The following is an 11,818-nucleotide window of genomic DNA, read 5'->3' on the forward strand; positions in this document are numbered from 1 at the left end:
CGCTTCCGCGTCCCGGCGACGTGTTGAACTCTAGCGGATTCCTGAGCCAGTACAAAAACGCGTTTCCGCAGCGTGCTGACCTGTGTTCGCCGCGCAGCGCCCGACGGGCCGGCGGCCGACCGGACATCCGCGCCGGTCATAGACTCGCAGACGTGCACGACCTCGTTCCTCTCGCCCGCTTCGGGCGACTTGTCGCCACCGGCCTCCGGGATGTCACCAGCGACCCCGAAGCCCTCGACTCCGCCGGCTTCTGGGCGGTCGCCGCCGATTTCGAAGGCGGTCTGACCTGCGCGCGCTTCGCCGATGTGCGTACGGAGGCGGGGCCCGCCCCCGTACCCGGGCGCTGGCGCGGACCCGGGAGGGGCGACTGGACCTCGTCGCTCGACCGGGCCGGGTACATCGCGGGCGTACGCCGTATCCGCGAGCACATCGCGGCCGGCGAGGTCTATCAGGCCAATCTCTGCCGCGTGCTGACCGCGCCGCTGCCCGACCCGGCGGCGGCCGACGTCGACGCGCTGACCGCGCTGCTCGCATGCGGCAACCCGGCTCCCTACGCCGGAACGATTCGCCTCCCCTCCCACGGAGTGGAGATCGCCACCGCCTCCCCCGAGCTCTATCTGCGGCGCGACGGCGAGACGGTCGAATCCGGGCCGATCAAGGGCACCGGCCGCACCGCCGGGGATCTGCTGGAGAAGGACCACGCGGAGAACGTCATGATCGTGGACCTGGTCCGCAACGACCTGGGCCGGGTCTGCGCCACCGGATCCGTGAGCGTCCCGGCCCTCTGCGCCGTCGAGGCCCACCCGGGACTGGTCCATCTGGTGTCGACCGTACGCGGCGAACTGGGCCCGAAGGAGGGCTGGCAGCAGCTCCTCGGCGCCACCTTCCCGCCCGGCTCGGTCACCGGAGCCCCCAAATCCAGCGCCCTGAGGATCATCGAGGCGCTGGAGACCGCTCCCCGCGGCCCGTACTGCGGCGGCATCGGCTGGGTCGACGCCGACCGGCACACGGGCGAGCTGGCGGTCGGCATACGCACCTTCTGGATCGACCGGACCCCCGTCGGCGGCGCGGTGCTGCGGTTCGGCACCGGGGCCGGAATCACCTGGGGCTCCGACCCCGAACGCGAATGGGACGAGACCGAGCTCAAGGCCGCCCGGCTGCTCGCGATAGCGTCTTCGCCGGAGAAGCAGGGGCCTGTGCGACAGAACAGGGGCCTGTGAGGCAGACGGAAGGACCAGCCAGATGAAGTTTTGGGTCAACGGTGGGCTCAGGGACGCGGACGACGCCCGGATCTCGGTGCTCGACCACGGCCTCACCGTCGGCGACGGCGTCTTCGAGACTGCCAAGACCGTCGACGGCCGGCCCTTCGCGCTCACCCTCCATCTCGAACGGCTCACCCGCTCCGCCCTCGGCCTCGGACTGCCCGAGCCCGACCACGACGAGGCCCGCCGCGCCTGCGCCGCCGTACTCGAAGCCAACCCGACGGCCCGCGGCCGGCTGCGGATCACCTACACCGCCGGTCTCTCCCCGCTCGGCTCCGAGCGGGGAGAGTCGGGACCGACCCTGGTGGTGGCGCTCGGCGAGCGCACCCCGCCCGCCGACAGCACTGCCGTGATCACCGTCCCCTGGACGCGCAATGAGCGCAGCGCGGTCGCCGGGCTGAAGACCACCTCGTACGCCGAGAACGTGGTCGCCCTCGCCAGGGCGGCCGGGCAGGGCGCGACCGAGGCGCTGCTCGCCAACACGGTGGGACAGCTCTGCGAGGGCACCGGCTCCAATGTCTTCGTCGTCGTCGACGGGGAGATCCACACCCCGCCGCTCTCCTCCGGCTGCCTCGCGGGCATCACCCGCGCGCTGACCGTGCGCTGGACCGGGGCCAAGGAGACCGAGCTGCCCTTCGACGTGCTGGAACGGGCCGACGAGGTCTTCCTCACCTCCAGCCTGCGCGATGTCCAGCCCGTGCACCGCGTCGACGGCCGCTCGCTCGCGGACGCACCGGGACCGGTGACGGCCAAGGCCGTACGGATCTTCGAGGAGCGCTCGGCGGCGGACTGGGACCCGGAGCTCACCTGAGACGGCGCCCGGAGCCGGGGCACGGGTGACGCGGGCGGCACTCTCGTAAAAGCGCGTGACGCACGGCCCCGCGACCGGTACAACACCCCTGATGACCACCACCCTGCGGCCGGACGGGCCGCTTCAGCGGGAGGCGGACGGCGCGCGGTCGCGCACCTATCTGGTCTGCGACAACAGCCGCCCCGTCGGGACGATCGAGATCGCCACTCTGCCCTCACTCGGGCCCGGGACCGCGGCCGGGACCATCCGCTCGCTCCGGATCGACGAGGCCGACCGGCGCCGGGGCCGGGGCACGGTCGCCGCGCTCGCCGCCGAGGAGGTGCTGCGCGGCTGGGGCTGTGCCCAGGTGCAGGCGTCCGTGCCGCCCGCGGCGGCCGGGGCCGCCCGGCTGGCCACGGCGCTCGGCTACACCGAGCGCAGCCGCAGCATGGCCAAGACGCTCGGCGACCGTCCGCCCGCGCTGCCGGACGGCGCCCGGGCCAGACCGATGACCGGGGCCGAGTACGCGGTGTGGTGGGAGACGGGGCTGCTCGGCTACGCCCGGAGCTGGGCCGAGCGCGGCTTGACCGAGGCGCAGGCGCGCGCCAAGGCCGAGGCGGACCGCACCGCCGGGCTGCCCGAGGGCCTCGCCACGCGGGGCGTGCGGCTGCTGGTGCTGGAGTACGCGGGCGAGCGCGTCGGCCATCTCTATCTGGGCCGCCGCGAGGTCCTCCCCGGCGAGCCGGGCGCGTACGTGTACGAGGTCGAGACGGTGGAGGGCCGCCGCGGCGAGGGCCACGGCCGCACCCTGATGCTGCTGGCCGAGCGGTGTGCGCTGGAGGACGGGACGCGGCTGCTCGGACTGCATGTCTTCGCGGGCAACGCCCCGGCGCTCGGGCTCTACACCTCGCTCGGCTACCGGACGGAGGCCGTCCACTGGTTCAAACAGCTGCTGTGACCGCCGCCGGGGTCAGCCCTTCAGCAGCGAGTCGGCGATCTCCTCGATCCGGGCGCGCAGCCCGTCCTGGCTCTGGCCGCCGTCGAGACGCTCACCGCCGATGACATACGTCGGGGTGCCGGTCACCCCGATCGCCTTGCCCTCGGCCTGGTCGGCGTCGACCGTCAGGATGTGCCTGCCGTCGATCAGCGCGGTGTCGAATTCCTCGGCGTCCAGGCCGAGGGCCCGGGCGGCGGTGAGCAGAAACGGCTCGCCCTGCTCCCTCAGCTCCTCGACCCGGGTGAGCAGGGTCTCGTAGTACGCGCGCCCGCTGCCCTGGGCGAAGGCTTCCTCGGCGGCCTGGGCGGCGGCGTAGGAGTGCTTGTTCTTCTCCAGGGGGAAGTGGCGCAGCCGCACCTCCAGCCGGTCGCCGTAGCGCTCGCGCAGCGCGCGCACATCGTCGAGGGCGGTACGGCAGTCGGGGCAGGTGAGGTCGCACCATACGTCGAGGACGACGGGGAGGCCGGTGGTGGAGTCGCTCATGGCCCCAGTCTCCCAGCCCGGCGACGGGCGCCCCGACCTGACCCCACCCACCGCTCCGGAGCGGACCCGGTACCCGGGCCGGTCCGCCGTCCCCCCACCGGGACCTGGGGATGATCCCGTCCCCGAGTTATCCCTGAGGTGATCCCGGGCCGTCGCCCGCACACCGCCGGTCGGTGCAGGATGGAAGAGACGTAACCGCTCATGCCCGCCGAATCCTGGAGGACCGGATGATTGCCGAGACCATTTGCGCCGCGGGGTCGGCGGCGGGCCTGGGCGTCGCCGCGATCACGGCGTACCGCAAGCGTTTCCTGGCGGCGACCCGGATCGCCGCCTACTCCCTGATCCCCCTCGGTCTGGTGCTGACCGGAGCGGTCGGCTGGGCCGTGGACACGGCGTTCAGCCCCACGGCATGGGTCGGTTTCGGCCTGTTGGGCGGCGCGTGGGCGCTGTTCTCCACCACCCGTGCCGTCGAACGGCGCTCGGGCGGCGGCCGTAAGGAGCGCAAGGCCGCCGGAGCCGCACAGCGGGAGGCCGTGGCCCCCGCCGCCTCAGCGCCCTCCCTCGGCCGCGGCGGAAGCCGTCCGTCCGGCCGCTCCGCCGCGAAGCCCACGTCAGCGGGCGCGGGGGACGACTTCAGCGATATCGAGGCGATCCTCAAGAAGCACGGCATCTGAGGCATCCCGGCCCGGCGGCCTCGCGGCCCTCTGACGGAAGGGCGCGCGCCGCCCGGTCTGTCCGTCCCGTCCGTCCCGTCCGTCCCGGTCCGGAAGTGTCCGGCGTGTGGCCGGAAGAGATCGAAGCCTGCCCGGAACGCATCGGGGAACGACTCGGAACATGTCCGGAATGCGCCGCGTAAGCACCCGGGAGGGAATGAACTCCCGCCATCTCGGCGCGTGTTGGGCATCGGCGGGGACGCCCGCTGCGTCATCATCGCCCCGAGATGCTCGATACCTCCAGGGGCGATGCCCCCGCACCCACGAAAGAGCCGCGAGGCTGTCTCTTCGCGCTCTCCCAGCCACCTCTGATGATCTTCCTCACGGTGATCGGCCTGCTGCTTCTGATGGCCGCGCTCCATGACCTCTTCCTGCTGTGAGGGCCCGGCTTCCTGCTGTGCGGGCCCGGCGGTGGTCAGCCGGCCGCCTCCTTGCGGCGTGCCCGGTAGGCGGCGACATGCAGCCGGTTGCCGCAGGTGCGGCTGTCGCAGTAGCGGCGCGACCGGTTGCGCGAGAGATCGACGAAGGCACGCCCGCAGTCCGGCGCCTCACAGCGCCGCAGCCGCTCCAGCTCGCCCGCGACCACGATGAAGGCCAGCGCCATACCGCCGTCGGCCGCCACATGGTCGGCCACCGAGGCGCCCGGCGCGAAGTAGTGCACATGCCAGTCGTAGCCGTCGTGGTCGGTCAGCTGCGGGGTGGTGCCCGCCGAGGCCACCAGTTCATTGAGCAGCTCGGCGGCGACCGCGCTCCCGGTCGCCGCGAAGACCTCCGCGAACCGGGCGCGCACCCCGTGCAACGCCTTCAGATCCCGGGGAGTCAGTTCCCCCACATCGCTGATGCCGTGCCGGCGGACGAATTCCTTCAGCGCGGTGACATCGGCCAGCCCTTCGGCTTGATCATTGTCCGGTGCGGTGTTCACCAGATCGATGACCGCGTCGAGGGCATATCTGGTGTCGTGGGGGATCAGCACGATTCGCTCCCTGGCCTACTGCGGGCCGGTGCCCGTCAAATAGCGCTGACTCTAGCGGTTCGTGCTCATGCGTATCGGCGCCGTCACCGCGCTGGAAATGCGCTGTGACGACGCCGATACATCCACTCCACGGGTGGTACGCCCGATAAGGCGGTACACCGTATGGGATTGTCCGCGCGGCGCCGTCTCCCCGAGTAGGACGGCGCCGTGCGGCTCTCGGCCTGGCTCAGCTTTCCGCCAGGATGTGCGAGAGCTCCGTGTCGAGGTCGAAGTGACGATGCTCGGTGCCCGGTGGCACCGCGGCGTCGGTCCGCTTCAGGAACGACTCCAGGGCCCGCGCCGGGGCTTCGAGCAGGGCTTCGCCCTCCGGGGAGCTCAGCGCGATGCAGACGACGCCCTGACCGTGGCTGCGAGACGGCCATACTCTGACGTCGCCGGTGCCGGTGGGCCGGTGCAGACCCTCCGCGAGGAGGTCACGGGCGAAAACCCATTCGACCGTCTCCTCGGCTCCGGTGTGGAAGGTGGCGTGCACGGCATAGGGATCGGCCGTGTCATACCGCAGGCCCGCGGGTACAGGCAGTGAAGACTCGCTCGATACAACGAGGCGCAGGTGCAGCTCGCAGCTGACCGTGGTGTTCATAAGCGCCAGGGCCTTTCGCTCAGTGTGCGCTCGGGGATTCGCACGTCGGCGAAATCGACATGCCACCTACGGTGCCGTTGTAAACCCCTCTGAGGGTTTTGGGTATCTTTAGGTACCCCTAACGGCGGAGTGATTCTTCGTCCCCTGGGACCATTCCGGTGACTCCGCTCCGTCAGGTAGATTTGCTTACATGAACACGGGGAGTAACGGCACGGAGGCCGCAGTAGCGGCCGATGAAGCGAAGCCGACCACGCGGGGTGAGCGGGTGGAGCCTGGCGAGGGCGAGCGGGAGGCGGCGGAGAAGCCGCTCGGCTCGCGTGCGCCTGAGTTCGTCAAGGCACGCAAGACCCTCCACCTGAGCTGGCAGGTCGGCGTCTTCGTGGTCGGCCTCGCGGTCGTCGCCGCGGGCGCGGCCATGCTGGTGCTGCCGGGACCCGGCTGGGTGGTGATCTTCGGCGGCATGGCGATCTGGGCGACCGAGTTCGTCTGGGCACAGCTGGTGCTGCGCTGGACCAAGCGCAAGGTGAGCGAGGCCGCCCAGCGGGCGCTCGATCCGCGGGTGCGGCGGCGGAACATCACCCTCACCGTCATCGGCGTGGTGATCTGCGCGGTGCTGGCCGGGATCTATCTCTGGAAGTTCGGCATCACCCTCCCGTGGAAGATCGAATCCTGACCGGGAAACGGTCGGAGGCACCCGCTGACATGCGGTAATGTTTGCGGTGCGCCCGGGCGATTAGCTCAGCGGGAGAGCGCTTCGTTCACACCGAAGAGGTCACTGGTTCGATCCCAGTATCGCCCACATGTTCGAGGGTGGAGTGGTTTCGCGAAAGCGAGAACGCTCCACCCTCGTCGTCGTATCCGGGCCCGTGTCCGGCTCTCCGCGCGCGTCCAGTCGGCGAGCTCCCGGTCGAGGAGCACGAGTTCCTCGGCGGGCGGCGGGGGTGCCGGGGGGCGGCGGGTCGTTCCTCATGTCCGGAGTGTGGTCGCCGCCCGGATGTCCGGAGTGTGGTCGCCGCCCGGTCGGCCGGGCATGGGCGATGGGTACTCGGACCTCCTGAGTGCGCATCGCGCGCCCGGGGCCGGAGCAGACTGGGGTTATGGACTGGTGTCATTACCGATTCCGTGTGGTCTGGGCGCTGGCCGCGCCCCCGGAGGCCGTCTTCGCCGTTCTCGAACGGCCGGAGGACTATCCCCTGTGGTGGCCCCAGGTCCGTGAGGTGGCCCGGCTGGATCAGGAGAGCGGCACCGTCCGCTTCCGCTCCTTCCTCCCGTATGAACTGCGGGTCACCGCCCGGGCGGTGCGGCACGATCCGGTCGCGCTGGTGCTGGAGATCGGGCTGGCGGGCGATCTGGAGGGCTGGGTGCGCTGGACGCTGACGGCGCACGGCACCGGTACCCGGGTGCGGTACGACCAGGAAGTGGAGGTCCTCCGGCCGTTGATGAGACGGCTGGCGCTGCCCTGCCGCCCGGTGTTCCGCGCCAATCACGCGGTCATGATGCGCGCGGGCCGCCGGGGGCTCGCCGCCCGGCTGAGGGCGGTTCCACCCCGGCCGGCCGGGGAGATTTGAAGGCAGGCGTCCGGGGCCTGTATGGTTCAGTCCGTTCCCGGGCGATTAGCTCAGCGGGAGAGCGCTTCGTTCACACCGAAGAGGTCACTGGTTCGATCCCAGTATCGCCCACCACCGAAGGCTTGCCGAGACAGACGCGGATCACCGCACGGCCGGACTTCGAGCAGATGTATCGCAGGTCCTCTTCCCCTTACTCGGGGGAGGGGGCCTGTTCTGTTTCCCGGCCGCCGTCATAGGACCGGGCCCGGGGCGGCATGTCCGGGCCCGCTGCGGGGTGTCCGGGCCCGGGGCGGTACGGCCGGTCTTCAGGAGCCGTTCTGCCGCTGTGTCTTCGCCGGTGGCCGCTGTCGTTGGGGGACGCGCTCAGAGCCGAGCGCTTCGAGAAGGTCAGGCTCATCGACTGGGAGAACCCGGAGGCCAACCACTTCGCCCTCGCGGAGGAGGTCACCGTGACGGGGCGCCACACCAAGCGCCCCGACGTGGTGCTGTACGTCAACGGCATCGCGCTGGCGACGCTGGAGCTGAAGCGGTCCAAGGTGGCGGTCTCCGAGGGCATCCGGCAGACCATCGGCAACCAGAGACCCGAGTTCATCCGGTCGTTCTTCACCACCGTCCAGCTCGTGCTGGCCGGAAACGACGTCGAAGGACTGCGCTACGGCGTCGTCGGCACCCCCGAGAAGTACTGGCTGGCCTGGCGTGAGGAGTCGGATGTCGCCGCGCCGCTCGACCGCGCGCTCACCCAGCTCTGCGCCAAGCGCCGGCTGCTCGAACTGATCCATGACTTCATGGTCTTCGACGCCGGGGTGAAGAAGACCTGCCGGCACAACCAGTACTTCGGGGTGAAGGCGGCCCAGGAGCGCATCGCCCGCCGCGAAGGCGGCATCATCTGGCACACCCAGGGCTCGGGCAAGTCCCTCACCATGGTGTGGCTGGCCAAATGGATCCGGGAGAACCAGACCGACGCACGGGTTCTGCTGATCACGGACCGGACCGAGCTGGACGAGCAGATCGAGCGGGTCTTCGCCAGGGGCGGCGAGAAGATCTACCGGACCCGGAGCGGCGCCGATCTGCTGGCCGCGCTCAACGCCTCCGACCGGTGGCTCATCTGCTCCCTGGTGCACAAGTTCCGGTCCCCGGCGGAAGAGAAGGCCGGGGACGGGGCGGAGAACGACTTCGTCAGGGAGCTGACCACCCGGGTCCCCGCGGACTTCCGCGCCAAGGGGAACGTCTTCGTCTTCGTCGACGAGGCCCACCGGACCCAGTCCGGCAGCATGCACGACGCCGTCAAACGACTGCTGCCGGACGCGGTGTTCATCGGCTTCACCGGAACACCGCTGCTCAAGACGGAGAAGACCACCACCATCGAGAAGTTCGGCGACTTCATCCACACCTATCGGTTCGATGAGGCCGTCGCCGACGGAGTGGTCCTCGATCTGCGCTACGAGGCCCGCGCCGTCGACCAGGAGCTGACCTCGCCGGAGAAGATCGACGCCTGGTTCGCGGCGAAGACCCGGGGGATGACGGATCGCTCCCGCGCCGAGCTGAAGAAGCGCTGGGCCACCCTGCGGAAGGTCGCGAGCGCCGAACCCCGCGCCCGGCAGATCGTGGACGACATCCTGCTCGACATGGAGACCCGGCCCCGGCTGATGGACCAGCGGGGCAACGCCCTGCTCATCGCGTCGGGCATCTACGAGGCCTGCATATTCTACGAACTGTTCCGCGACGCCGGATTCGCCGAGCAGTGCGCCGTCGTGACCAGCTACACCCCCCGGGCCGCGGACATATCCAAGGAGGACTCCGGCCAGGGCGCGACCGAGAAGCTCCGCCAGTACGAGATCTACCGCCGGATGCTCGCCGACCACTTCGGCGAGCCCGCCGACACGGCGATCACCAAGGTCGAGCAGTTCGAGAAGGAGGTCAAGGAGCGGTTCGTCAGGGACCCGGGCCGGATGCGGCTGCTCATCGTCGTCGACAAGCTGCTCACCGGCTTCGACGCGCCGTCGGCCACCTATCTCTACATCGACCGGACCATGCGGGACCACGGCCTCTTCCAGGCCATCTGCCGGGTGAACAGGCTCGACGGCGACGACAAGGACTACGGCTACATCGTCGACTACCGTGATCTCTTCAACTCCCTGGAGACCGCCCTCGCCGACTACACCACGGACGCGCTCGACGCCTACGACCGAGGAGACGTCGAAGGGCTGCTCGCCGACCGGATCGACCGGGCCCGGGACGATCTGGAAACGGCCCTCAAGGCCGTACGGGAGCTCTGCGCGGGCGTCGAACCGCCCAGGAACACCCTCCAGTACCAGCGGTACTTCTGCGCCCGGGAGCAGGGCGACGCCGGGGAGCTGAAGGCCAATGAGCCCCAACGCGTCGAGCTCTGCAAAGCCGTCGCCGCCGTTGCCCGCGCCTACGGCGCTCTCGCCAACGAGATGCCCGCTGCCGGATACGGCGAAGCCGAGGCCGCGGCCATCAAGGCGGAGATCGTCCACTACGCCCATGTACGCGACGAGGTGCTGCTCGGCGCCGGCGAGAGCGTCGACTTCAAGCAGTACGAAGCGGGCATGCGCCGGCTGCTCGACGCCTATGTCGGCGCCAAGCCCTCGAAGACCGTGGCCGAGTTCCAGGACGCCGGACTCATCGAGCTCGTCGTGCGGCTGGGCGCGGGCGCGATCGACCGGCTCCCCGAGGGGATCAGGGCGGACCCCGAAGCCGTCGCCGCGACCCTCGCCAACACCCTGCGCAAGGTGATCGTCGACGAGCGCCCCCTGAACCCGAAGTACTACGGCAGCATGTCCCGGCTCCTCGACGAAGTGCTGGAGGAGGGCCGCAGGGGAGCCGTCGGCTACCAGCGGCATCTGGCGGCACTGCTCGAACTCGCCCGGAAGCTCGGCGCGGGGGAGTCCGGGACCGCCTACCCCGCCTGGGCCGACAACGGAGCCCGCCGGGCGCTGATCGACTTCTTCCAGCCGTCGACCGAGCTCGCCGTCACCGCCGACACCACCGTGCGGCAGACCAAGCCGGACTCCTGGGTCGGCAACCCGCTCAAGGAGAAGAAGGTCAGACACGCGCTCGCCCAGGCGCTGCCCCAGGACTTCGAGCGGCTCGACGAACTCGTCCAGCTGGTGAAGGCGCGGCAGGAGTACCGCTGACCCGCGCTGCCCGCGGCGGCCGGGGACCCGGTCTCAGGCCGCCGTGGGCAGCGCGGGCCGCAGCGGCCAGGCGGGATGCACCGACTGCGGCGTGCCCCCGAGGGTGAACCACGCCTGGAGACTCCGCGCCTGCGCCGCGTGCCATTCCGTCTGAAGCGTGTGCAGCTCGGCCGGGGAGAGCCGCTCCAGCCGCGCCGCGAACCGTCTGCCCACCGCCCGGGTCACCTCCAGCGCGGCCAGCGCGCCGGCCGCCGCGCCCTGCTCGTCCGCGGCCCCGACCCCGTACTGATCGCACAGATCGGCGAGCGTACGGCGGCCCTTGCGGTAGCGGTCCAGGTGCCGGTCCAGGACCCGGGGATCGAGCACCCGCAGCGGCGCGTTCTCCAGATAGCGGGCGAGCGAGGACGCGCGGTGCCGGCGCAGCTCGCGGTCGAGGACCGTCAGACCGGACGGAGCGTCCATCACCGCCAGCGGGCGCCCCGCGCCGCACTGCTCCGCCAGCGCCCGCGCCACCTCCGCCATCACCGGCGCGGGCCAGCGCCCCTTCCGCTGGAGGCAGTCGCCCGTCAGACCGTGCGCCGCGCTCGCCCCGGGCGGCACCGGGACGCCGGGATCGACCAGCCAGCGGGTGACCCGCGGCCGTGCGCCCGCCGCGTCCTGGACCACGATCGCGGCCGATACGATCCGGTCCGCCTCGACATCGGCTCCGGTGGTCCCGGCGTCGAACGCGGCCAGCGGCCCGTCATACCAGGGCGTCATCCCCGAACTCCTCGCGCGCATACGGCAGACGGCGACATCCCTCCGCCGAAACGGTCATACCCCCGCCGTTTGCGCGGTACGCCGGGCGGTGACAACAGAGATGACGGGCCATGGTTCCGGTGCCCCGTCCGGGCGGCGGGCCCGTGCGCGAGCGCCGCCGCGCCGCGACGACGGCGTACTGGTCGGTGCCCGCGTTCAGCCATCCGACAGCCATCCGACAGCCATCCGACGCCGAACGGCCCGTCCCGGAAGGCATCCAGAGCCATGGCGCTCCCGCAGCCCGCAGACGGGGCAGGCCCCCGCCCCGCGCCCGGCGAGGCCGACCCCGCGCGGGTCGACCCCGCCGTCCTCGGCGCACTGCTGGACCGGTACGGCTGGCGGCGGCGCGGCGACGGAGCCGGACGGTGCGCCCGCTGGGCCCCGCCCGGCCCCGTCGCGGGCGGCGCGAGTCTGCTCGTACCCCATAGCCGCTCGC

The 11,818-nt window shown here is 71.2% G+C and carries 12 protein-coding genes, 2 tRNA genes and 1 pseudogene; 11 read left to right on the forward strand and 4 right to left on the reverse strand.

Annotation, left to right across the window (positions count from 1 at the left end):
- The first annotated feature begins 152 nt into the window (after positions 1-152).
- The 3 genes from FF041_RS10235 to FF041_RS10245 all read left to right on the forward strand — a co-directional run bounded on the left by FF041_RS10235 (position 153) and on the right by FF041_RS10245 (position 3,010).
- Positions 153-1,220: a chorismate-binding protein gene (locus tag FF041_RS10235; protein WP_194291987.1), complete on the forward strand. Its 1,068-nt coding sequence runs from the start codon at positions 153-155 to the stop codon at positions 1,218-1,220.
- A 22-nt stretch (positions 1,221-1,242) separates the two neighbouring features.
- Complete coding sequence (locus FF041_RS10240) at positions 1,243-2,073, forward strand: aminotransferase class IV (RefSeq protein WP_153522258.1); 831 nt, start codon at positions 1,243-1,245, stop codon at positions 2,071-2,073.
- A gap of 91 nt (positions 2,074-2,164) precedes the next feature.
- A complete protein-coding gene (locus FF041_RS10245) occupies positions 2,165-3,010 on the forward strand; it encodes a GNAT family N-acetyltransferase (protein WP_153522260.1) in 846 nt (281 codons plus the stop codon).
- Positions 3,011-3,022: 12 nt separating this feature from the next.
- Here the strand turns inward: FF041_RS10245 and FF041_RS10250 are convergent, their stop codons facing one another.
- A complete protein-coding gene (locus tag FF041_RS10250) occupies positions 3,023-3,532 on the reverse strand; it encodes a DsbA family protein (RefSeq protein ID WP_153522262.1) in 510 nt (169 codons plus the stop codon).
- 227 nt (positions 3,533-3,759) lie between these two features.
- Between FF041_RS10250 and FF041_RS10255 the strand changes: the two genes are divergently transcribed.
- Both FF041_RS10255 and FF041_RS37780 read left to right on the forward strand, forming a co-directional pair.
- Complete coding sequence (locus FF041_RS10255) at positions 3,760-4,206, forward strand: hypothetical protein (protein WP_153522264.1); 447 nt, start codon at positions 3,760-3,762, stop codon at positions 4,204-4,206.
- Between the two features lie 266 nt (positions 4,207-4,472).
- Entirely contained in the window at positions 4,473-4,625 is a 153-nt protein-coding gene (locus FF041_RS37780) for a hypothetical protein (protein ID WP_194291988.1), read from the forward strand.
- A gap of 35 nt (positions 4,626-4,660) precedes the next feature.
- Here FF041_RS37780 and FF041_RS10260 read toward each other — a convergent pair whose 3' ends face one another.
- Entirely contained in the window at positions 4,661-5,218 is a 558-nt protein-coding gene (locus tag FF041_RS10260) for a CGNR zinc finger domain-containing protein (RefSeq protein WP_323372269.1), read from the reverse strand.
- A 226-nt stretch (positions 5,219-5,444) separates the two neighbouring features.
- Complete coding sequence (locus FF041_RS10265; protein ID WP_003959770.1) at positions 5,445-5,858, reverse strand: SsgA family sporulation/cell division regulator; 414 nt, start codon at positions 5,856-5,858, stop codon at positions 5,445-5,447.
- A gap of 190 nt (positions 5,859-6,048) precedes the next feature.
- Between FF041_RS10265 and FF041_RS10270 the strand changes: the two genes are divergently transcribed.
- The 5 genes from FF041_RS10270 (at position 6,049) to FF041_RS10290 (ending at position 10,584) form a co-directional block, all read left to right on the forward strand.
- Complete coding sequence (locus FF041_RS10270; protein ID WP_153522266.1) at positions 6,049-6,531, forward strand: TIGR02611 family protein; 483 nt, start codon at positions 6,049-6,051, stop codon at positions 6,529-6,531.
- A gap of 54 nt (positions 6,532-6,585) precedes the next feature.
- Positions 6,586-6,657: transfer RNA gene (locus tag FF041_RS10275), tRNA-Val, on the forward strand.
- 298 nt (positions 6,658-6,955) lie between these two features.
- Entirely contained in the window at positions 6,956-7,426 is a 471-nt protein-coding gene (locus tag FF041_RS10280; protein ID WP_153522268.1) for an SRPBCC family protein, read from the forward strand.
- Between the two features lie 39 nt (positions 7,427-7,465).
- Positions 7,466-7,540 (forward strand) — tRNA-Val (locus FF041_RS10285).
- 236 nt (positions 7,541-7,776) lie between these two features.
- Complete coding sequence (locus FF041_RS10290) at positions 7,777-10,584, forward strand: type I restriction endonuclease subunit R (RefSeq protein ID WP_228388125.1); 2,808 nt, start codon at positions 7,777-7,779, stop codon at positions 10,582-10,584.
- Between the two features lie 33 nt (positions 10,585-10,617).
- Here FF041_RS10290 and FF041_RS10295 read toward each other — a convergent pair whose 3' ends face one another.
- Positions 10,618-11,343, reverse strand: coding sequence for a 3'-5' exonuclease family protein (locus FF041_RS10295; RefSeq protein WP_153522272.1), 726 nt, complete (start codon positions 11,341-11,343; stop codon positions 10,618-10,620).
- A gap of 264 nt (positions 11,344-11,607) precedes the next feature.
- Here FF041_RS10295 and FF041_RS10300 point away from each other — a divergent pair.
- Positions 11,608-11,818: pseudogene (locus FF041_RS10300) on the forward strand (hypothetical protein); the annotation flags it as partial.

The sequence above is a fragment of the Streptomyces jumonjinensis genome, assembly GCF_009600885.1.
Taxonomy (GTDB): Bacteria; Actinomycetota; Actinomycetes; order Streptomycetales; family Streptomycetaceae; genus Streptomyces; species Streptomyces jumonjinensis.